This window comes from Pseudomonas sp. LBUM1661 (genome assembly GCF_059695925.1).
This window is the reverse complement of record NZ_CP166794.1, coordinates 5664021-5685029: the sequence shown is the minus strand read 5'-3', so window position 1 is coordinate 5685029 and position 21009 is coordinate 5664021. Positions and strand designations below refer to the sequence as shown.

The 21009-nt window shown below is 60.5% G+C and carries 18 protein-coding genes and 1 other RNA gene; 17 read left to right on the top strand and 2 right to left on the bottom strand.

The genetic code is table 11. The annotated features are described in order from the left end of the window. Positions 1 to 61: 61 nt before the first annotated feature. The 17 genes from rnpB (at position 62) to lpxC (ending at position 18681) form a co-directional block, all read left to right on the top strand. Positions 62 to 415: RNase P RNA component class A (rnpB, locus tag ACA057_RS26070), an RNA gene on the top strand. 446 nt (positions 416 to 861) lie between these two features. Continuing rightward, positions 862 to 1317 carry a division/cell wall cluster transcriptional repressor MraZ gene (gene mraZ, locus ACA057_RS26065; protein ID WP_008147486.1) on the top strand — a complete coding sequence of 152 codons (456 nt, stop codon included), beginning with the start codon at positions 862 to 864 and terminating at the stop codon, positions 1315 to 1317. Continuing rightward, complete coding sequence (gene rsmH, locus ACA057_RS26060; RefSeq protein ID WP_401365042.1) at positions 1314 to 2261, top strand: 16S rRNA (cytosine(1402)-N(4))-methyltransferase RsmH; 948 nt, start codon at positions 1314 to 1316, stop codon at positions 2259 to 2261. The genes mraZ and rsmH overlap by 4 nt, the downstream gene beginning before the upstream one ends. Beyond that, complete coding sequence (gene ftsL / locus ACA057_RS26055; protein ID WP_401365039.1) at positions 2258 to 2551, top strand: cell division protein FtsL; 294 nt, start codon at positions 2258 to 2260, stop codon at positions 2549 to 2551. The genes rsmH and ftsL overlap by 4 nt, the downstream gene beginning before the upstream one ends. Further along, positions 2551 to 4290 (top strand): peptidoglycan D,D-transpeptidase FtsI family protein, encoded by a 1740-nt coding sequence (locus ACA057_RS26050; protein WP_497350020.1) that lies wholly within the window; start codon positions 2551 to 2553, stop codon positions 4288 to 4290. Before ftsL ends, ACA057_RS26050 begins: the two co-directional genes overlap by 1 nt. Further along, positions 4290 to 5753, top strand: a complete 1464-nt coding sequence (locus ACA057_RS26045; protein ID WP_497343505.1) for a UDP-N-acetylmuramoyl-L-alanyl-D-glutamate--2,6-diaminopimelate ligase — start codon at positions 4290 to 4292, stop codon at positions 5751 to 5753. The genes ACA057_RS26050 and ACA057_RS26045 overlap by 1 nt, the downstream gene beginning before the upstream one ends. Next, a complete protein-coding gene (locus tag ACA057_RS26040) occupies positions 5746 to 7113 on the top strand; it encodes a UDP-N-acetylmuramoyl-tripeptide--D-alanyl-D-alanine ligase (RefSeq protein WP_497343503.1) in 1368 nt (455 codons plus the stop codon). The genes ACA057_RS26045 and ACA057_RS26040 overlap by 8 nt, the downstream gene beginning before the upstream one ends. Next, positions 7113 to 8195 carry a phospho-N-acetylmuramoyl-pentapeptide-transferase gene (gene mraY, locus ACA057_RS26035; protein WP_007904350.1) on the top strand — a complete coding sequence of 361 codons (1083 nt, stop codon included), beginning with the start codon at positions 7113 to 7115 and terminating at the stop codon, positions 8193 to 8195. Before ACA057_RS26040 ends, mraY begins: the two co-directional genes overlap by 1 nt. A gap of 5 nt (positions 8196 to 8200) precedes the next feature. Then, positions 8201 to 9547, top strand: a complete 1347-nt coding sequence (gene murD, locus ACA057_RS26030) for a UDP-N-acetylmuramoyl-L-alanine--D-glutamate ligase (RefSeq protein WP_497343501.1) — start codon at positions 8201 to 8203, stop codon at positions 9545 to 9547. Then, positions 9544 to 10761, top strand: a complete 1218-nt coding sequence (gene ftsW / locus ACA057_RS26025) for a putative lipid II flippase FtsW (RefSeq protein ID WP_401361820.1) — start codon at positions 9544 to 9546, stop codon at positions 10759 to 10761. The genes murD and ftsW overlap by 4 nt, the downstream gene beginning before the upstream one ends. Beyond that, positions 10751 to 11821, top strand: coding sequence for an undecaprenyldiphospho-muramoylpentapeptide beta-N-acetylglucosaminyltransferase (gene murG / locus ACA057_RS26020; protein ID WP_497343499.1), 1071 nt, complete (start codon positions 10751 to 10753; stop codon positions 11819 to 11821). Before ftsW ends, murG begins: the two co-directional genes overlap by 11 nt. Further along, positions 11814 to 13274 (top strand): UDP-N-acetylmuramate--L-alanine ligase, encoded by a 1461-nt coding sequence (murC, locus tag ACA057_RS26015; protein ID WP_497343497.1) that lies wholly within the window; start codon positions 11814 to 11816, stop codon positions 13272 to 13274. The genes murG and murC overlap by 8 nt, the downstream gene beginning before the upstream one ends. Continuing rightward, positions 13271 to 14239: a D-alanine--D-alanine ligase gene (locus ACA057_RS26010; protein WP_497343495.1), complete on the top strand. Its 969-nt coding sequence runs from the start codon at positions 13271 to 13273 to the stop codon at positions 14237 to 14239. Before murC ends, ACA057_RS26010 begins: the two co-directional genes overlap by 4 nt. Before the next feature lie 4 nt (positions 14240 to 14243). Further along, complete coding sequence (locus tag ACA057_RS26005; RefSeq protein ID WP_059406213.1) at positions 14244 to 15113, top strand: cell division protein FtsQ/DivIB; 870 nt, start codon at positions 14244 to 14246, stop codon at positions 15111 to 15113. Between the two features lie 15 nt (positions 15114 to 15128). Continuing rightward, positions 15129 to 16388: a cell division protein FtsA gene (ftsA, locus tag ACA057_RS26000; RefSeq protein WP_059406214.1), complete on the top strand. Its 1260-nt coding sequence runs from the start codon at positions 15129 to 15131 to the stop codon at positions 16386 to 16388. A 75-nt stretch (positions 16389 to 16463) separates the two neighbouring features. Then, the gene (gene ftsZ / locus ACA057_RS25995) at positions 16464 to 17657 is read left to right on the top strand and encodes a cell division protein FtsZ (protein ID WP_401361807.1); all 1194 of its coding nucleotides are present in this window, start codon (positions 16464 to 16466) and stop codon (positions 17655 to 17657) included. A gap of 112 nt (positions 17658 to 17769) precedes the next feature. After that, a complete protein-coding gene (lpxC, locus tag ACA057_RS25990; RefSeq protein WP_497343492.1) occupies positions 17770 to 18681 on the top strand; it encodes a UDP-3-O-acyl-N-acetylglucosamine deacetylase in 912 nt (303 codons plus the stop codon). Positions 18682 to 18770: 89 nt separating this feature from the next. Here the strand turns inward: lpxC and ACA057_RS25985 are convergent, their stop codons facing one another. Then, on the bottom strand, positions 18771 to 20270 hold the full coding sequence (locus tag ACA057_RS25985; RefSeq protein ID WP_497343490.1) for a sensor domain-containing diguanylate cyclase: 1500 nt from the start codon (positions 20268 to 20270) through the stop codon (positions 18771 to 18773). 458 nt (positions 20271 to 20728) lie between these two features. After that, positions 20729 to 20953 (bottom strand): hypothetical protein, encoded by a 225-nt coding sequence (locus tag ACA057_RS25980; protein ID WP_497343488.1) that lies wholly within the window; start codon positions 20951 to 20953, stop codon positions 20729 to 20731. Positions 20954 to 21009 lie beyond the last annotated feature (56 nt).

Below are 21009 nucleotides of genomic sequence, written 5' to 3'. Positions count from 1 at the left end.
GCGCGGCTGAAGGCGTTTAGCGCTTGTTCTTCGGCCGCTCTGCCGTTAACCTTCGCGGCGGAGAGTCGATCGGACAGTCGCTGCCCTCTATGAAAATTAGGGGGGGGAGGAAAGTCCGGGCTCCATAGGGCGAAGTGCCAGGTAATGCCTGGGAGGCGTGAGCCTACGGAAAGTGCCACAGAAAATAACCGCCTAAGCGCTTCGGCGCCGGTAAGGGTGAAAAGGTGCGGTAAGAGCGCACCGCACGTCTGGCAACAGTTCGTGGCTAGGTAAACCCCACTTGGAGCAAGACCAAATAGGGTCCCAAGGCGTGGCCCGCGCTGGGACCGGGTAGGTTGCTAAAGATGTCCAGTGATGGCCATCGTAGACGAATGACTGTTCAAGACAGAACCCGGCTTACAGATCGACTCTCCACCTTTTTCTATCCCTCTGCTTTAATCATGAGCAGGGCGTTGGCAGTAACAAATTCCCTCCTTGTACAATGATTGGCAGAAGGGTTGTGTGATATCGATTGGCCTGCTCTGGGAGCGACAAAACTACAGTCCCGTGGCATCGATTTCCGTCCTTGCACAATCCATCGCAGAACCCCATTTGTAATACCAAAAAAATCTTACTCTTAACAAACTACTTTAACTTCTGAACGCAGCCTTCTGTGCTGATTCAAGTTATCGGGCAAATTCATTCGTCGAATTCTCGTTACCCCTCCTTTTGCACTCCTAAATCTCAGTTCTGTAAGGGTTTTCCTTGAATGCGCGCCTTGACGGTGCGGTAGCCGCATTCCTATAGTGTGCGCAAGTGGCGGAAAGTGGCATGAAGTGGGTTTTTTGAGCTCAAAACGCTAAAATTTGGAGAAACGCAGACGTGTTTCGCGGAGCTAACGCTATCAGTCTCGACGCAAAAGGCCGTCTCGCCATGCCGAGCCGGTACCGTGACGAGCTCGTTTCGCGTAGTTCCGGTCAGCTGATCGTCACAATCGATGCCGTTGATCCGTGTTTGTGTGTTTACCCCCTCGATGAGTGGGAAATTATTGAAACCAAACTGCGCGCACTGCCTTCGCTTCGCGAAGAGAACCGCCGCCTGCAACGTTTATTGATTGGTAATGCCGTCGACCTCGAGCTCGATGGCAGTGGTCGTTTTCTGGTTCCGCCGCGTCTGCGCGAATATGCCAAGTTGGATAAGCGCGCGATGTTGGTAGGCCAACTGAACAAGTTCCAATTGTGGGACGAGGATGCCTGGGATGCGGTTTCTGCTGCTGACCTGGCTGCTATTCAACAACCGGGCGCGATGCCTGATGAACTGCGTGATTTGATCCTGTGACTATTGATAGCGGCTTTAACCACATCACCGTACTGCTCGACGAAGCCGTAGAGGCTCTCGCCGTACGTCCTGATGGCTGCTATCTGGACGGTACGTTCGGGCGTGGCGGCCACAGCCGGTTGATCCTCAGCCAGCTCGGCCCCGAGGGTCGGGTGCTCGGATTTGACAAGGATCCTCAAGCGATTGCCACCGGGCAAGCGCTGGCGGCCGAAGACGGCCGCTTTGTCGTTGTGCAGCGCAGCTTTGCCGAGCTCGGTTCTGAAGTCGCCGAACGCGGCCTGGCCGGCAAGGTCAGCGGTGTTCTGCTCGACCTGGGCGTGTCCTCGCCACAGCTCGACGACCCTGAGCGCGGTTTCAGTTTCCTCAACGATGGCCCGCTGGACATGCGCATGGACCCGTCCCGCGGGATCAGCGCTGCCGAATTCGTCAACACCGCCCCGGTCGAAGAAATTGCCCGGGTGTTCAAGGAATACGGCGAAGAACGTTTCTCCGGTCGCATGGCCCGTGCCGTGGCCGAGCGTCGCGACATCAAGCCTTTTGAACGCACTGGCGACCTGGCTGAAGTCCTGAAAGTCGCCAACCCGGCGTGGGAGAAGGGCAAGAACCCGGCGACCCGCGCGTTCCAGGGCCTGCGTATCCACGTCAACAACGAGCTGGGCGATCTGGAAGCCGGCCTCGAAGCCGCACTGGCCTGCCTGGAAATCGGTGGCCGCCTGGTGGTCATCAGTTTCCATTCGCTGGAAGACCGTATCGTCAAACTGTTCATGCGCAAACTGGTCAAGGGTGAAGCCGACAACTTGCCGCGCAATCTGCCGGTGCGTCACGTCGCCTTCGAACCCATCATCAAAATCCATGGCAAAGCGCAGTCCGCCTCCGAGGCCGAACTCAAAGCCAACCCACGTTCCCGGAGCGCCGTCATGCGCGTCGCGGAGAAGCTGCGGTGAGCAAGCTTTTCGCCAAGCCACTTCCCGGCGGAAGCTTTTTCATGCTGCTGCTGTTTGTGGGCGTGCTCGTGTCGGCCATCGGCGTGTCCTACAGCGCTCACTGGAACCGTCAACTGTTGAACACGCTGTACAACGAGTTGAGCGTGCGCGACAAAGCGCAGGCGGAATGGGGCCGGTTGATTCTCGAACAGAGCACCTGGACCGCCCACAGCCGTATCGAAGTCCTGGCGACCGAGCAACTGAAGATGCGCATTCCTGGCGCCGCTGAAGTGCAGATGGTGGCGCCATGATGAAACTCGAAGGCGCACTCTTTCCATGGCGGTTTCGCCTGGTGCTGGGTTTGCTCGGCGTCATGGTCGCGGCCATCACCTGGCGCATCATTGACCTGCAAGTCGTTGACCGTGCCTTCCTCAAGGGGCAGGGCGATGCGCGCAGCGTTCGTCATATTCCGATTCCGGCGCACCGTGGTCTGATCACCGACCGTAACGGCGAGCCGTTGGCCGTGAGTACCCCGGTCACTACCCTGTGGGCCAACGCCAAGGAAATGCAGCTGGCCAAAGAAAAATGGCCAGCACTGGCGGCGGCGCTGGGTCAAGACCCTAAAGCCCTGGCCGAACGTCTCGAAGCCCAGGCCAATAAAGAATTCATCTATCTGGTGCGCGGGCTGACGCCTGAGCAAGGCCAGTCGGTGCTCGACCTGAAAGTTCCGGGCGTCTACGGCATCGAAGAGTTCCGCCGTTTCTACCCGGCCGGTGAAGTCACCGCGCACATGGTCGGATTTACCGACATCGATGACCACGGTCGTGAAGGGGTCGAGCTGGCCTATGACGAATGGCTCGCCGGCGTGCCCGGCAAGCGACAGGTCATCAAGGATCGGCGTGGCCGACTTATCAAGGATGTCCAGGTCACCAAAAACGCCAAGGCCGGCAAGCCCTTGGCGTTGTCCATTGACCTGCGCCTGCAATACCTGGCCAACCGCGAACTGCGTAACGCGATCATCGAGAACGGCGCCAAGGCCGGCAGCCTGGTGATCATGGACGTCAAGACTGGCGAGATTCTGGCCATGGTCAACCAGCCGACCTACAACCCGAACAACCGTCGCAACCTGCAACCGGCGATGATGCGCAACCGCGCGATGATCGACGTGTTCGAGCCGGGTTCGACCATGAAAGCCATTTCCATGAGCGCCGCGATTGAAACCGGGCGCTGGAAGCCGAGCGATACCGTCGAGGTATACCCGGGCACCTTGCAGATTGGTAAATACACCATCAAGGACGTCTCCAAGTCCGAAGGCCCGGTGCTCGACCTGACCGGCATTCTGATCAACTCCAGTAACGTTGGCATGAGTAAGGTCGCGTTCGATATCGGCGGCGAAACGATTTTCCGCCTGGCGCAGAAAGTCGGCCTCGGCCAGGACACCGGCCTCGGCTTCCCGGGCGAGCGCGTCGGCAACCTGCCAAACTACCGCGAATGGCGCAAGGCTGAAACCGCCACGCTGTCCTACGGCTACGGTATTTCCGTGACCGCGATCCAGCTGGTCCACGCCTTCTCGGCCCTGGCCAACAACGGTCGCCTCGCACCGCTGACCCTGATCAAAACCGACAAGCCGGCGCAAACCACCCAGGTGCTGCCGGAAGCTGTCGCGAAAACCATGCAAGGCATGCTGACCCAAGTGATCGAGGCCCCGCGCGGTGTATTCCGTGCGCAGGTGCCGGCGTATCACGTGGCCGGCAAGTCGGGTACCGCGCGTAAGACGTCGGTGGGCACCAAAGGCTACGCCGAGAATTCCTACCGCTCGCTGTTCGCCGGTTTCGGGCCGATGAGCGATCCGCGATACGCGATCGTGGTGGTGATCGATGAACCGACCAAAGCCGGCTACTTCGGTGGTCTGGTATCGGCGCCGGTGTTCAGCAAAGTGATGTCCGGGACGTTGCGCCTGATGAACATCACCCCGGACAACTTGCCGCCTACCCAACAAGCAAATGCCACACCGGTCGTTCCGCTGAAAGCCAATGGAGGGCGCGGCTGATGTCTCTGAGTCTGAACAAGATTTTCGCCCACGCCGGTCGCGATCTATTGATCCGCGAGCTGGCTCTGGACAGCCGCAACGTGCGGGCTGGCGATCTTTTTCTCGCCGTTCCTGGGGGCAAGTTCGACGGTCGGGCGCACATCGCCGACGCCTTGCAGCGCGGCGCAGCTGCCGTGGCTTATGAAGTCGAAGGCGCCACCGTGCTGCCGATCACCGATGTGCCGTTGATTCCGGTCAAAGGCCTGGCGGCGCAGCTGTCGGACATCGCCGGGCGTTTTTACGGTGACCCGAGCCGCCATCTGAACCTGATCGGCGTGACCGGCACCAATGGCAAAACCAGCGTGACCCAGTTGGTCGCCCAAGCCCTCGATTTGCTCGGCCAGCATTGCGGCATCGTCGGCACCCTGGGCACCGGCTTCTATGGCGCGCTGGAAAGCGGCCTGCACACCACGCCGAACCCGATCGCCGTGCAAGCGACCCTCGCCGACCTGAAAAAGGCCGGCGCCAAAGCCGTGGCCATGGAAGTCTCGTCCCATGGTCTGGATCAGGGGCGCGTCACTGCGCTGGCGTTCAAAGTGGCGGTGATGACCAACCTGTCCCGCGATCACCTGGATTACCACGGCACCATGCAGGCCTACGGCGAAGCCAAGGCCAAGCTGTTTGCCTGGAACGATTTGAAATGCCGGGTGGTTAACCTCGACGACGATTTCGGCCGGCAACTGGCCGCCGAAAAACGCGAATCGCGGTTGATCACCTACAGCCTCGAAGATTCGAGCGCCTACCTGTATTGCCGGGAAGCGCAGTTCGACGACGAAGGCGTGCGCGCCACGTTGGTCACGCCTCAGGGTCAGCACCACTTGCGCAGCACCTTGCTCGGTCGCTTCAACCTGAGCAACGTCCTGGCCGCGGTCGGCGCCTTGCTCGGCCTGGACTACGCGCTGGACGAAATCCTCAAGGTCCTGCCAAAACTCGAAGGCCCGGCCGGGCGCATGCAGCGTCTGGGCGGCGGCACTCAGCCGTTGGTGGTGGTCGATTACGCCCACACCCCGGATGCGCTGGAAAAAGTCTTGATGGCCCTGCGTCCTCACGCCAAAGACCGCTTGCTGTGCCTGTTCGGTTGCGGCGGTGATCGCGATCGCGGCAAGCGTCCGCTGATGGCGGAAGTGGTCGAGCGGTTGGCCGACGGCGTGCTGGTCACCGACGACAATCCGCGCACTGAAGACCCAGCGGTGATTTTCGATGACATCCGCGCCGGTTTCACGGCGGTGGATAAAGTCACCTTCGTCGCGGGTCGTGGCCAGGCGATTGCCCAATTGATCGCCAGCGCTTCGGCGGATGACGTGATCGTCCTGGCCGGTAAAGGTCACGAGGACTATCAGGAAATCAATGGCCAGCGTCACGCGTTTTCCGATCTGGTCGAGGCCGATCACGCCCTGACCGCGTGGGAGGTGGCCCATGCTTAAAGCCTTGAAACTGAGCGAACTGACCGGCGCCCTGAATGCCCGTCTGCTGACCGCCGATGCCACGTTCAACGGCGTCAGTATCGACAGCCGTGCGATCACACCGGGCCAGCTGTTCATTGCCCTGACCGGTCCGCGCTTCGATGGTCATGACTATCTCAATGACGTCGCCGCCAAAGGCGCCGTCGCGGCGTTGGTCGAGCGCGAAGTCGCCGACAGCTCGCTGCCGCAATTGCTGGTAAAAGATACGCGTCACGCGCTCGGTCAACTCGGCGCGCTGAACCGTGCCGCCTACACCCATCCGGTGGCGGCCATCACGGGCTCCAGCGGCAAGACCACGGTCAAGGAAATGCTCGCGAGCATCCTGCGCACCCGCGGTCCGGTGCTGGCCACCCGTGGCAACCTGAACAACGACCTCGGCGTTCCGCTGACCCTGCTTGAGCTGGCACCGGAACATACCGCTGCCGTGATCGAACTCGGTGCCTCGCGGCTTGGCGAAATTGCCTACACCGTCGGCATGACCAAGCCTCACGTGGCCATCCTCAACAATGCCGGGACCGCCCACGTCGGCGAGTTCGGCGGGCCGGAAAAAATCGTTGAAGCCAAGGGCGAGATCATTGAAGGGCTGGCGGCCGATGGCGTCGCCGTGCTCAATCTTGACGACAAGGCCTTTCAAATCTGGAAGACCCGCGCCGGCGAGCGCAAGGTGCTGACGTTTGCCCTGAGCAACCTCAGCGCCGATTTCTACGCCAGTGACCTGGATCGCGATGCGCGCGGTTGCCCGGCATTCAACCTGCACAGTCCTGAAGGTGTGGAACGGGTTCAACTGAACCTGCTCGGCACGCATAACGTTGCCAATGCCTTGGCCGCTGCGGCCGCCGCGCATGCACTGGGCGTGTCGCTGTTCGGCATCGTCACCGGCCTCGGCGCGGTGCAACCGGTCAAGGGGCGCACCGTCGCGCAACTGGCCAGCAATGGCATGCGCGTCATTGATGACACTTACAACGCGAACCCCACCTCTATGTGCGCCGCCGTTGATATACTCGCCGGCTTTTCCGGCCGCACCGTCCTGGTGCTCGGGGATATCGGCGAGTTGGGCGATTGGGCGGAGCAGGGGCACCGCGACGTGGGCGCCTATGCCCGTGGCAAGGTTTGCGCACTGTATGCCGTCGGGCCAAATATGCTTCACGCCGTAAACGCTTTTGGCGAACAGGCTTATCACTTCACCACTCAGGCTGAACTGATCAAGGCCCTTGGCGCCGAGCAAGACACAAACACCACCATTTTGATCAAGGGCTCGCGCAGCGCTGCGATGGAAAACATCGTCGCCGCTTTGTGCGGGACCAGCCTGGAGAAACATTAATGCTGCTGCTGTTAGCGGAGTATCTACAACAGTTCTACAAAGGCTTCGCGGTCTTCCAGTACCTGACCCTGCGCGGGATCCTCGGTGTGCTGACCGCGCTGGTTTTGTCGCTGTGCTATGGCCCGTGGATGATCCGTACTCTGCAAAACCGTCAGATTGGTCAATCGGTTCGCAACGACGGTCCACAATCGCACCTGTCCAAGTCGGGCACGCCAACCATGGGTGGCGCGCTGATTCTTTCGTCCATCGGCGTCAGCACCTTGCTCTGGGCTGACCTGGCCAACCGTTACGTTTGGGTGGTGTTGCTGGTGACGTTGCTGTTTGGCGCCATCGGTTGGGTCGATGACTACCGCAAGGTGATCGAGAAGAATTCCCGTGGCTTGCCGAGCCGCTGGAAGTACTTCTGGCAATCGGTGTTCGGCCTGGGCGCGGCGATCTTCCTTTATATGACTGCCGCCACTCCGGTGGAAACCACGCTGATCCTGCCGATGCTCAAGGACTACAGCATTCCGCTGGGCGCAGGCTTCATTGTCCTGACCTATTTCGTGATTGTCGGCTCGAGCAACGCGGTCAACCTGACCGACGGCCTCGACGGCCTGGCGATCATGCCGACCGTCATGGTGGGCGGCGGGCTGGGGATCTTCTGCTACCTGTCGGGTAACGTGAAATTCGCCGAATACCTGCTGATTCCTTACGTGCCGGGTGCCGGTGAGTTGATCGTGTTCTGTGGCGCGTTGATCGGTGCGGGGCTCGGCTTCCTCTGGTTCAACACGTACCCGGCACAGGTTTTCATGGGTGACGTCGGCGCACTGGCGCTGGGCGCGGCCCTGGGCACCATCGCGGTGATCGTCCGTCAGGAAATCGTCCTGTTCATCATGGGCGGTGTGTTCGTGATGGAGACCCTGTCAGTCGTCATTCAGGTTGCCTCCTTCAAGCTGACCGGTCGCCGCGTGTTCCGCATGGCGCCGATTCACCACCACTTTGAACTCAAGGGCTGGCCCGAGCCACGCGTGATCGTCCGTTTCTGGATCATCACCGTGATTCTGGTATTGGTCGGCCTTGCCACCCTGAAGCTGAGGTAGAACGAGTGTCTCTGATCGCTTCTGACCACTTCCGCATCGTTGTCGGCCTCGGCAAGAGCGGCATGTCCCTGGTTCGCTTCCTGGCGAACCGGGGCACGTCGTTTGCTGTCGCCGATACGCGGGAAAATCCACCGGAACTGGCCACGCTCAAGCGTGACTATCCGCACGTGGAAGTGCGTTGTGGCGAGCTGGACGTCGAATTCCTGTGCCGTGCCGACGAGCTCTACGTGAGCCCCGGCCTGGCACTGGCGACCCCGGCCCTGCAGGCTGCCGCCGCCCGTGGCGTGAAATTGTCCGGCGACATCGAGCTGTTCGCGCGTAACGCGAAGGCGCCGATTGTCGCCATCAGCGGTTCCAACGCAAAAAGCACCGTCACCACCCTGGTTGGCGAGATGGCTGCGGCGGCCGGCAAGCGTGTCGCCGTCGGTGGCAACCTTGGTACCCCGGCGCTGGACCTGCTGAGCGACGACGTCGAGCTGTACGTGATGGAACTGTCGAGCTTCCAGCTCGAAACCACCGATCAACTGAACGCCGAAGTGGCGACCGTGCTCAACGTCAGTGAAGACCACATGGACCGCTACAGCGGTCTGCCGGCCTATCACTTGGCCAAGCACCGGATCTTCCGTGGCGCCAAACAGTTTGTGGTCAACCGTCAGGACGCCTTGAGCCGTCCGCTGATGGGCGAGGGCCAGCCGTGCTGGACCTTCGGTTTGAGCAAACCCGATTTCAAGGCATTCGGTATCCGCGAAGAAGACGGCGAGAAGTATCTGGCCTTCGAATTCCAGAACCTGATGCCGGTGCGCGAGTTGAAGATTCGCGGCGCGCATAACCAGGCCAACGCCCTGGCGGCATTGGCCCTGGGCCACGCTGTCGGCCTGCCGTTTGACGCCATGCTATCGGCCCTGCGCAACTTTGCCGGTCTCGAGCATCGTTGCCAGTGGGTTCGCGACCTGGATGGCGTGGGCTACTACAACGATTCCAAAGCCACCAACGTCGGCGCCGCACTGGCCGCCATCGAAGGCCTGGGCGCGGACATCGACGGCAAGATCGTGCTGATCGCCGGTGGCGACGGCAAAGGTGCCGAGTTCAAGGACCTGCGCGATCCGGTGGCGGTCAACTGCCGCGCCGTGATCCTCATGGGCCGCGATTCCGACAAGATCGGTGAGGCCATCGGCGATGCCGTACCGTTGATCCGCGTCGCTTCGCTGGTCGAAGCCGTGGCGCAATGCCGCGCCGCTGCCGAACCGGGAGACGTGGTGCTGCTGTCACCGGCGTGCGCCAGTTTCGACATGTTCAAGCATTACGAAGACCGTGGTCACCAGTTCGTCCAAGCGGTGGAGGAACTGACATGAGCCTGAGAAACATCATCAAGCCGTATCCATCGCCGTTGATCACCGGGCGCGGTATCGACCTCGATTTCCCGATGCTCGTCGGTTGCCTGGCATTGCTCGGCCTTGGGCTCGTCATGATTGCCTCGGCATCGACCGAAGTCGCGGCGGTGCAGTCGGGCAGTCCTTTGTATTACATGATTCGCCACTTGATCTACGTGGTGCTGGGCCTCGGCGCCTGCATCGTCACCATGATGATTCCGATCGCCACCTGGCAACGCCTGGGCTGGCTGATGCTGCTCGGTGCGTTCGGTTTGCTGGTGATGGTGATCATCCCGGGGATCGGCCGTGAAGTGAACGGTTCGATGCGCTGGATCGGCTTCAGTTTCTTCAACGTTCAGCCTTCCGAGATCGCCAAGGTGTTCGTGGTGATCTACCTCGCCGGCTATCTGGTGCGTCGCCAGAAAGAAGTGCGTGAAAGCTGGATGGGCTTCTTCAAGCCGTTCATCGTGCTGCTGCCGATGGCGGGCCTGTTGCTGATGGAACCGGACTTCGGTGCCACCGTCGTGATGATGGGCGCGGCGGCGGCCATGCTGTTTTTGGGCGGTGTCGGGCTGTTCCGTTTTTCCTTGATGGTGATCCTGGCCGTCGCGGCGGTGGTGTTGCTGATTCAAGTGCAGCCGTATCGAATGGCGCGCCTGACCAACTTTGCCGACCCGTGGGCTGACCAGTTCGGTGCCGGCTATCAGTTGTCGCAAGCCTTGATCGCTTTTGGCCGCGGCGAATGGCTGGGCGTTGGCCTGGGCAACAGCGTGCAGAAACAGTTCTACCTGCCGGAAGCGCACACCGACTTCGTGTTCTCGGTCCTGGCCGAAGAGCTGGGTGCCGTGGGTTCCTTGTGCACGGTCGCGTTGTTCGTCTTTGTCTGTATTCGTGGCATGTACATCGGCTATTGGGCCGAGAAGGCCAAGCAATTCTTCGCCGCTTACATCGCGTACGGCTTGTCGTTCCTGTGGATTGGTCAGTTCCTGATCAACATCGGCGTGAACGTCGGCTTGCTGCCCACCAAAGGCTTGACCCTGCCGTTCCTCAGTTACGGCGGTAGCTCGCTGGTGATCTGCTGCGCCTGTCTGGGCTTGTTGCTGCGCATCGAGTGGGAGAGTCGAACCCACCTGGGCAGTGAAGAGATGGAGTTCCACGAGAGTGACTTCGCCGAGGAGCCACCCCATGGGCGCTAACGTATTGATCATGGCGGGCGGCACCGGTGGCCACGTGTTCCCGGCGCTGGCCTGTGCTCGCGAATTCCAGGCCCGCGGCTACACCGTGCATTGGCTCGGCACGCCGCGTGGCATCGAGAACGATCTGGTCCCGGCGGCCGGTATCGAACTGCACCGGATCAACGCCAGCGGGCTGCGTGGCAAGGGCAAATTGTCGCTGCTCAAGGCACCGTTCATGTTGCTGAAGTCGGTCTGGCAGGCGCGGGCGATCATTCGCCAGTTGCGGCCCGTCTGTGTGGTGGGCTTCGGTGGTTATGTGACCGGTCCTGGCGGCGTTGCAGCCAAACTGGCCGGTGTGCCGGTGATCGTTCACGAACAAAACGCCGTGGCCGGTACCGCCAATCGGTTGCTGGTGCCGTTGGCCGCCCGAGTGTGTGAAGCGTTCCCCGACACCTTTACCCTGTCGGGCAGCCGTCGGACCACCGGTAACCCGGTGCGCACCGAGCTGTTCCTCGACTCACCGCGACCCGCCCTGGCTGGTCGCAAGGCGCGTTTGCTGATCCTGGGTGGAAGCCTGGGCGCAGAACCGTTGAACAAGTTGCTGCCTGAAGCCCTGTCGCAAGTCGCCCCCGACCTGCGCCCGGAAGTGTTTCATCAGGCCGGCAAACAACACGATGAAGTGACTGCAGAGCGCTATCGCGTGGCTGGCGTCGAGGCGCAAGTGCAGCCGTTCATCAAAGACATGGCCCAAGCCTATGGCTGGGCCGACCTGGTGGTGTGTCGCGCAGGCGCGCTGACCATCAGTGAACTGGCCGCTGCCGGTCTGCCCTCGATGCTGGTGCCTTTGCCCCACGCGATCGACGATCACCAGACCCGCAACGCCGATTATTTGGCCCGTGAAGGCGCTGCCTTCCTGATGCCACAAAGAACGACTGGCGCAGCGGATCTTGCCGCACGCCTGACAGAGGTCCTGATGCAACCGCAACGACTCAACGACATGGCCACCGCGGCACGCCGCCTGGCCAAACCCGATGCAACCCGTAACGTGGTCGATACCTGCCTGGAGGTGGCCCATGGTTGAGAATCAGAAAGCCATGCCGCAACCGGAAATGCGCCGCATCCGTCGCATCCACTTCGTCGGGATCGGCGGCGTGGGCATGTGCGGCATTGCCGAAGTGTTGTTGAACCTGGGCTATGAAGTGTCCGGTTCCGACCTGAAAGCTTCGCCGGTGACCGAGCGTCTCGAATCCTTCGGCGCTCAGATCTATATCGGCCACCGTGCCGAGAACGCCGCGAATGCCGATGTGCTGGTGACCTCCAGCGCCGTGAACACCTCCAACCCGGAAGTGGCCACTGCCCTGGAACGCCGCATTCCAGTGGTGCCGCGCGCCGAGATGCTGGCCGAGCTGATGCGCTACCGCCACGGCATCGCCGTCGCCGGTACCCACGGCAAAACCACCACCACCAGCCTGATCGCCTCGGTGTTCGCCGCCGGTGGCCTCGACCCGACGTTCGTCATCGGTGGCCGACTGAATGCCGCGGGCACCAATGCCCAGCTCGGCACTAGCCGTTACCTGATCGCCGAAGCCGACGAAAGCGACGCCAGTTTCCTGCACTTGCAGCCGCTGGTGGCCGTGGTGACCAACATCGACGCCGACCACATGGCGACCTACGACGGTGACTTCAACAAGCTGAAGAAAACCTTCGTCGAGTTCCTCCACAACCTGCCGTTCTACGGTTTGGCAGTGGTGTGCCTGGACGATCCGGTGGTCCGTGAAATCCTCCCATTGGTGAAGCGCCCGACGGTTACTTACGGCTTCGGCGATGACTGCGACGTGCGCGCCATCAATGTCCGTCAGCAAGGCATGCAGACCTTCTTCACCGTGCTGCGTCCTGATCGCGATCCACTGGATGTTTCGGTGAACATGCCGGGCAACCACAACGTCTTGAACGCGCTGGCCACCATCTGCATCGCCACCGACGAGGGCGTCAGCGATGAAGCCATCGTCCAGGGCCTGTCCGGGTTCCAGGGTGTCGGCCGACGCTTCCAGGTCTATGGCGAACTGCCGGTCGACGGCGGCAACGTGATGCTGGTCGACGACTACGGTCACCACCCGACCGAAGTCGCGGCCGTGATCAAAGCCGTACGCGGTGGCTGGCCGGAGCGCCGATTGGTGATGGTTTACCAGCCGCACCGTTACAGCCGCACGCGCGACCTCTACGACGATTTCGTCAATGTATTGGCCGATGCCAACGTCCTGCTGTTGATGGAAGTCTACCCGGCCGGTGAAGAGCCGATCCCGGGCGCCGACAGCCGCAAGTTGTGCAACAGCATCCGCCAGCGCGGTCAGCTCGACCCGATCTACATCGAACGTGGTGTCGACCTCGCGCCGATCGTCAAGCCGCTGCTGCGTGCCGGCGACATTCTGCTGTGCCAGGGCGCCGGTGATATCGGTGGTCTCGCACCCAAACTGTTGAAGAGTCCGTTGTTCGCCGGTGCCGTTGCTGCGCCGGTCGAGGGGAAGTTGAAATGACTGCTGCTTACGCCAACCTCGTCTCCACGATCGCGCCGAAAGATTTCGGCCGAGTCGCCGTGCTGTTCGGCGGCAAGAGTGCCGAGCGTGAGGTCTCCCTGAAATCGGGTAACGCTGTGCTCGACGCGCTGCAAAGCGCCGGTGTGGACGCGTTCGGCCTCGACGTCGGTGATGACCTGCTGCAGCGTCTGCTGAACGAAAAGATCGATCGCGCCTTCATCATCCTCCACGGTCGTGGCGGTGAAGACGGCAGCATGCAGGGCCTGCTCGAATGCCTGGGCATTCCGTACACCGGCAGCGGCATCCTCGCTTCGGCACTGGCGATGGACAAACTGCGGACCAAACAGGTCTGGCACAGCCTCGGCATTCCGACGCCACGCCATGCGGTACTGAGTGGCGAGGCCGATTGTATTTCGGCGGCGACGGAACTGGGCTTCCCTTTGATCGTCAAACCGGCCCATGAAGGTTCAAGTATCGGGATGGCCAAAGTGTCCTCTGCGTCTGAGTTGATCGACGCGTGGAAAGCGGCCAGTACCTACGATTCGCAAGTGTTGGTCGAGCAATGGATTCAAGGTCCGGAGTTCACCATCGCCACCCTGCGTGACCAGGTGTTGCCACCGATTGCCCTGGGCACGACGCACAGTTTCTACGACTACGACGCCAAGTACGTGGCTTCCGATACCCAGTACCGGATCCCGTGTGGCCTCGACAGCCACAAAGAAAAAGAACTGATGGACCTCACGGCGAAAGCCTGTGAGGCGCTGGGTATCGCCGGTTGGGGCAGGGCAGACGTGATGCAGGACGCCGACGGGCAGTTCTGGTTCCTGGAAGTCAACACCGCACCGGGCATGACCGATCACAGCCTGGTGCCGATGGCGGCCCGTGCTGCCGGTCTGGATTTCCAGCAACTGGTTCTGTCGATTCTGGCGGCCAGCATTACCGGCAACAACGAGCCGCGAGGTTAAGACCATGCAAGGCGCACAGCTGAGACATCAGCCCTCCGCACCGCCCGGCCGCAAGCCGGTGCCGCGGGGTGCCAGCCGAATGGTGGCCAAAGAGCCGATGTCTGCGCGCCTGCCGAAAGCCAATTTTGGTTTTCTGAAAAGCCTGTTCTGGCCGGTGCTGTTGGTCGCGCTGGGGTTCGGCACTTACGAAGGCGCACAGCGTTTGCTGCCGTACGCCGACCGGCCGATCACCAAGATCAACGTGCAGGGCGATTTGAGTTACATCAGCCAGCAAGCGGTGCAGCAGCGGATCGCCCCTTACGTAGCGTCGAGCTTCTTCACCATCGATCTGGCAAGCATGCGCACCGAGCTAGAAACCATGCCCTGGATTGCCCACGCCGAAGTGCGCAGGGTGTGGCCGGATCAAGTGGTGATCCGCCTGGAAGAACAACTGCCGGTGGCCCGTTGGGGCGACGAGTCGCTGTTGAACAACCAGGGTCAGGCGTTCACCCCGCGTGAGCTGGCGAACTACGAACACTTGCCACAGCTGTTCGGCCCACAACGGGCGCAACAGCAAGTGATGCAGCAATACCAGGTGCTGAGCCAGATGCTCAGGCCGTTGGGCTTCTCGATTGCACGCCTGGAATTGCGTGAACGAGGCAGCTGGTTCCTGACCACCGGCGCCGGCAGCGCGGGCCCGGGAATCGAACTGCTGCTGGGACGCGGCAACCTGGTGGAAAAGATGCGCCGCTTTATTGCCATCTACGACAAGACGCTTAAAGAACAGATTACGAACATTGCGCGCATCGATCTGCGCTATGCCAACGGCCTCGCTGTTGGCTGGCGGGAACCTGTAGCGCCCACGACAGCCCAACCCGCTGTCGCGAAGAATTAAGAAGAGGCAGGACCCATGGCAAACGTGCAAAGCGGCAAAATGATCGTCGGTCTCGATATCGGCACCTCCAAGGTGGTGGCGCTGGTAGGCGAGGTCTCGGACGACGGCACGCTGGAAATCGTCGGGATCGGTACCCATCCGTCCCGTGGCCTGAAGAAGGGCGTGGTGGTGAACATCGAGTCCACCGTGCAGTCGATCCAGCGCGCGATCGAAGAAGCGCAGCTGATGGCCGGTTGCCGGATCCACTCGGCGTTTGTCGGCGTGGCCGGCAATCACATCCGCAGCCTGAACTCCCACGGCATCGTGGCGATTCGTGATCGCGAAGTCAGCTCGGCCGACCTCGAGCGCGTTCTCGACGCGGCCCAGGCCGTGGCGATCCCGGCTGACCAGCGCGTGCTGCACACCCTGCCGCAGGATTACGTGATCGATAACCAGGAAGGCGTTCGTGAGCCACTGGGCATGTCCGGCGTACGTCTGGAAGCCAAGGTCCACGTGGTCACCTGCGCCGTCAACGCCGCACAGAACATTGAAAAATGCGTGCGCCGTTGCGGCCTGGAAATCGACGACATCATTCTCGAGCAGCTGGCTTCCGCGTATTCGGTCCTGACCGACGACGAGAAAGAGCTGGGCGTGTGCCTGGTGGACATCGGTGGCGGCACCACCGACATCGCGATCTTCACCGAAGGCGCGATCCGTCACACCGCCGTGATCCCGATTGCGGGCGACCAGGTGACCAACGACATCGCCATGGCGTTGCGCACCCCGACCCAGTACGCCGAAGAAATCAAGATTCGCTACGCCTGCGCCCTGGCCAAACTGGCCGGTGCCGGTGAAACCATCAAGGTCCCAAGCGTTGGCGACCGTCCACCGCGCGAGCTGTCCCGCCAGGCCCTGGCCGAAGTGGTCGAGCCGCGTTACGACGAGCTGTTCACGCTGATCCAGGCCGAGCTGCGTCGCAGTGGCTACGAAGACCTGATCCCGGCCGGCATCGTGCTGACCGGCGGTACGTCGAAGATGGAAGGCGCGGTCGAACTGGCCGAAGAAATCTTCCACATGCCGGTCCGCCTGGGCGTGCCCCATGGCGTCAAGGGCCTGGATGACGTGGTGCGCAACCCGATTTACTCCACCGGCGTTGGCCTGTTGATGTACGGCCTGCAAAAGCAATCCGACGGGATTTCGTTCTCGGGCATCAGCAGCCGCGACAGCTACAGCAATGAAGAGCCGAAGCCGGCCTTGCTCGATCGCATCAAGAGCTGGGTACAAGGCAACTTCTAAAGAATTACCGCAACACCGCAGCACCGCAGCAAAAAGCAGTAGGCGAAAAAACTAGAGAATGTAAGGAGAGGGAAAATGTTCGAACTCGTAGACAACATCCCCGCAAGCCCGGTTATTAAAGTTATCGGTGTTGGCGGAGGCGGCGGCAACGCTGTCAACCACATGGTCAAGAGCAACATTGAAGGCGTTGAATTCATCTGCGCCAACACTGATGCCCAGGCGCTGAAGAGCATCGGCGCGCGGACCATCCTGCAACTGGGTACCGGCGTGACCAAAGGTCTCGGCGCTGGCGCCAACCCTGAAGTAGGTCGTCAGGCCGCTCTCGAAGACCGTGAGCGCATTGCCGAAGTCCTGCAGGGCACCAATATGGTGTTCATCACCACTGGCATGGGCGGCGGTACCGGTACCGGTGCTGCGCCGATCATTGCTGAAGTGGCCAAGGAAATGGGGATCCTCACCGTTGCGGTGGTGACCCGTCCGTTCCCGTTCGAAGGTCGCAAGCGCATGCAGATCGCTGACGAAGGTATTCGTCTGCTGTCCGAAAGCGTCGACTCGTTGATCACCATTCCCAACGAGAAGCTGCTGACCATCCTCGGTAAGGACGCCAGCCTGCTCTCGGCTTTCGCCAAGGCTGACGATGTACTGGCCGGTGCCGTTCGCGGTATCTCCGACATCATCAAGCGTCCAGGCATGATCAACGTCGACTTTGCCGACGTACGCACCGTGATGAGCGAAATGGGCATGGCGATGATGGGCACTGGCTGCGCCAGCGGTCCGAACCGTGCACGCGAGGCCACCGAAGCGGCCATTCGCAACCCGCTGCTGGAAGACGTGAACCTGCAAGGTGCACGCGGCATCCTGGTGAACATCACCGCCGGTCCTGACCTGTCCCTGGGTGAGTACTCCGACGTGGGTAGCATCATCGAAGCCTTCGCTTCCGAGCACGCGATGGTCAAGGTCGGTACCGTTATCGATCCAGACATGCGCGACGAGCTGCACGTGACCGTGGTTGCCACCGGTCTGGGCGCAAAAATCGAGAAACCTGTAAAGATTATCGACAATACCGTTCACACCTCCATGGCTTCCCAACCACAACAGCAAGCCCCTGCACGTCAGGAACAGGCAGCGGTAAACTACCGTGATCTGGACCGTCCGACCGTCATGCGCAACCAGGCCCAGGCCGGTGCTGCGACTGCCGCGAAGATGAATCCGCAAGATGATCTGGACTACCTGGACATCCCGGCTTTCCTGCGTCGTCAGGCTGATTGATGGAATGTATCAGGGCTATGAAGTTGATTGGTGTTCAGCAAAGGTCTGGTCTGCTATCATCGCCAGCCTTTGTTGATACCAGTTCGCAATTTGCGCTGAAGCGGCCCAAGCCATGATTAAACAACGCACACTGAAAAATATTATCCGTGCCACAGGTGTAGGCCTGCACTCCGGGGAGAAGGTATACCTGACCCTCAAGCCCGCACCTATCGACACCGGCATTGTGTTTTGTCGTGCCGACCTCGACCCTGTGGTGCAGATCCCTGCCCGCGCGGAAAACGTTGGTGAAACCACGATGTCGACCACGTTGGTCAGTGGTGACACCAAAGTGGATACGGTGGAGCACTTGCTCTCGGCCATGGCTGGCCTGGGCATCGATAACGCCTACGTCGAGCTCTCCGCGTCCGAAGTTCCGATCATGGATGGTAGCGCTGGACCTTTCGTATTCCTGATTCAATCGGCTGGCCTGGAAGAACAGGACGCAGCCAAGAAGTTCATCCGGATCCTGCGCGAAGTGACAGTGGAAGACGGCGACAAGCGCGCCACTTTCGTCCCTTTCGAAGGCTTCAAGGTGAGCTTCGAGATCGATTTCGATCACCCGGTTTTCCGTGACCGCACACAAAGTGCAAGCGTGGATTTTTCCAGCACTTCGTTCGTAAAAGAAGTCAGCCGCGCCCGTACCTTTGGTTTCATGAGTGACATCGAGTACCTGCGCAAGCACAACCTCGCACTCGGCGGCAGCGTTGAAAACGCTATTGTGGTCGACGCGGATGGTGTACTGAACGAAGACGGCCTTCGCTATGAAGACGAATTCGTGAAGCACAAGATCCTCGATGCAATTGGTGACCTCTACCTGCTGGGCAATAGCCTGATTGGTGAGTTCAAGGGCTTCAAGTCCGGCCACGCATTGAACAACCAGCTGCTGCGCAAGTTGATTGCGCAGACAGATGCTTGGGAAGTCGTGACTTTCGAAGACGCCAGCACTGCACCGATCTCTTACATGCGTCCAGTGGCGGCCGTGTAAGTAAAAAACCTCTCTAGTTTTTTAAAGGCTACCTTCGGGTGGCCTTTTTTTATGGCCAGATGATCGTTCCCACGCGTGGGAACGATCACTCAGTCGGCAGCCACCACCCGATTCCGCCCACTTTCCTTTGCCTGATACAGCGCCTTATCCGCCGCAAACAGCAAACTCTCCAGGCTGCTCTCGCTCGCCGCCGTCCAGGTGGCGATACCGATACTGACAGTAATCGGCGTTCCATCGCCCGCCATCGACGGTAACTGCTCCACCGCCGCACGGATGCTTTGGGCGATCTGCAGAGCGCCCGCACGGTCGGTTTCCGCCAGGATCACTGAAAACTCCTCGCCGCCGTAACGGGCGACCAGATCGGTGGGACGTCGCACATTGGCGCAGATTACCTTGGCCACCGCGCGCAAGGCATCGTCGCCGCTCTGATGGCCGTGGCGATCGTTGAACGCTTTGAAGTGGTCGGCGTCGATCATCAACATCGACAGCGGCTTGCCCGAACGTTGGGCGCGAAACCATTCATGGCGCAGGGTCTGATCCAGGGTTCGGCGGTTGGCGACGCCGGTCAACGCATCGGTAGCCGCCAGCAGCGCCAGTTCTTTTTCGGCGCTATGGCGCAGGCGCAACTCCCGGCAGAGCAGCCAGGTCAGCCACAGCAAGCCGATGCACAACACGCCGGTGGCGCCGCTGATCACTATCGCTGTGCGCTTCCAGGCCGCGAACACTTCGTTGCTGGAGAGGGCGACAATGACCGTCAGCGGCAGGTTGCCGACTTTGGAAAAGGTATACAGGCGCTGCTGATGGTCAATGCTCGATACGCTGTCGAAGCTGCCATTGCCCTCTCGCAGGATGCGCATGACATTGGGCCGACTGGCGAAGCTTTTACCGATCGAGTCGTTTTGCAGGTGCGGCTTTTGTGCCAGCAGAACGCCGTCGTTGTTGATGATGTTCAGCGTGCTGCCGGTGCCGATGTCCAGGCTGTTGAACAGCTGGTCGAAGTAACTCAGGCGCATCGAGGCCACGGCCACACCGAGAAACTCACCGGTGGAAGAGGAGATGCGGCGGCTGAAACTGATCCGCCATTTGTCGCGGTCTTCGCAGTTGCAGCGGGGTTTGAACGGCCGGCTGATGAGCATGTCAGTGTCACGGTTGGCCGCATGGGCGATGAAGTAGTCGCGATCAGCGAAGTTGCCGGGCTTGGGTTGGATCATTGATGAGTCAGCGATGACGTCGCCGTTTTTGTCCAGCAACAGAACGTCGCCCTTGAAGCGCGCCGTGGTGGACCGGTCGAAAAGTACCAAGTGACGGATTTGCGGCGACACCTGTTTCAAATCGTCCCGTTGCGCCGCGGCAATCAGCCCTTGCAGAGTCAGGTCGTAGAGTTCGACGGTGCGCAATACGTCGGCGTCGATGAGCTCGGCGATGGTGGTCGCACTGCGAGTGGCGGCCTCCTGGGCGTTGCCGTGTTCGCGGATCAGCAAATAGGCAACAATGCCGAGAATCGCAAAGACAGTCAGGCAGCTACCGAGGATCACCATGAGTTCAGGGCGCCCGGTCTTGGAAAGGTGTGGGATGCGGCTTGCGATCATGGGTCTGATATCTGCTCAAGGGACTGTGTAAGCGTAGTTCCATAAACGTAACAGCCGTAATGGGACCGCCCGTCGCAGAGATCAGTCGTTGAGGCTCTGGTGTCACGCGGCGAATGTATAAATCCCGAGCAAAAAAAAGGCCAGCTAAACATGCTGACCTTTTATTTTGTTAGGGGGATCAGAAGTCGTTGATGCAATAGTGCTCGCGAGCATCATTGCAGTGATTGCAATAAACAGCGGGTCGAGTTTCAAAGAAAAATACACGTGCGCTACTGCGCCTTTCGCTCAATGACGTCCGTTGTTGAATCGACGTTTTATATTGCTTGGCAAGAGAGACGAAGTGCGCGGTATTGTCTGCACAACGAAAAAAAGCCGCTGATAGCAGCGGCTTTGAAGACAACTTTTCAAAGGGAAGAGCCGATGAAAAGTGTCGAGGGAAACAGTGCGGATTTGACAGGTCAGCTGTCTTTCTCAACCCGTTGTTGGGCATGAGGGGTCGACGCTTGTGGGGTTTGCGCAGCGTCCTGCGCCTTGGCCGTCATTTCGCTCTGGTACTGTTCGTAGGCGACAGCTCGTGCGGCCTTTTGCGCGACGAAAGTCTGCGACTCTTCAGCGATGGCGAACGGGGACAGGAACAATGAGGACAAAACGAAAGCGCTGGCAATACCCATAGTGTTGGACATCTTTAAAACCTTCTTGCTTGGCAAGTGCTGTTTGGTGGCGCAAAGATAAGGCGCTT

What these genes read in the sequence shown, in the direction of transcription:
- ACA057_RS26050 (WP_497350020.1), top strand. Translation starts at nt 2,551, where the DNA reads ATGAAACTCGAAGGCGCACTCTTTCCATGGCGGTTTCGCCTGGTGCTG.
- ACA057_RS26045 (WP_497343505.1), top strand. Translation starts at nt 4,290, where the DNA reads ATGTCTCTGAGTCTGAACAAGATTTTCGCCCACGCCGGTCGCGATCTA.
- ACA057_RS26040 (WP_497343503.1), top strand. Translation starts at nt 5,746, where the DNA reads ATGCTTAAAGCCTTGAAACTGAGCGAACTGACCGGCGCCCTGAATGCC.
- mraY (WP_007904350.1), top strand. Translation starts at nt 7,113, where the DNA reads ATGCTGCTGCTGTTAGCGGAGTATCTACAACAGTTCTACAAAGGCTTC.
- ftsW (WP_401361820.1), top strand. Translation starts at nt 9,544, where the DNA reads ATGAGCCTGAGAAACATCATCAAGCCGTATCCATCGCCGTTGATCACC.
- murG (WP_497343499.1), top strand. Translation starts at nt 10,751, where the DNA reads ATGGGCGCTAACGTATTGATCATGGCGGGCGGCACCGGTGGCCACGTG.
- murC (WP_497343497.1), top strand. Translation starts at nt 11,814, where the DNA reads ATGGTTGAGAATCAGAAAGCCATGCCGCAACCGGAAATGCGCCGCATC.
- ACA057_RS26010 (WP_497343495.1), top strand. Translation starts at nt 13,271, where the DNA reads ATGACTGCTGCTTACGCCAACCTCGTCTCCACGATCGCGCCGAAAGAT.
- ACA057_RS26005 (WP_059406213.1), top strand. Translation starts at nt 14,244, where the DNA reads ATGCAAGGCGCACAGCTGAGACATCAGCCCTCCGCACCGCCCGGCCGC.
- ftsA (WP_059406214.1), top strand. Translation starts at nt 15,129, where the DNA reads ATGGCAAACGTGCAAAGCGGCAAAATGATCGTCGGTCTCGATATCGGC.
- ftsZ (WP_401361807.1), top strand. Translation starts at nt 16,464, where the DNA reads ATGTTCGAACTCGTAGACAACATCCCCGCAAGCCCGGTTATTAAAGTT.
- lpxC (WP_497343492.1), top strand. Translation starts at nt 17,770, where the DNA reads ATGATTAAACAACGCACACTGAAAAATATTATCCGTGCCACAGGTGTA.
- ACA057_RS25985 (WP_497343490.1), bottom strand. Translation starts at nt 20,270, where the DNA reads ATGATCGCAAGCCGCATCCCACACCTTTCCAAGACCGGGCGCCCTGAA.
- ACA057_RS25980 (WP_497343488.1), bottom strand. Translation starts at nt 20,953, where the DNA reads ATGTCCAACACTATGGGTATTGCCAGCGCTTTCGTTTTGTCCTCATTG.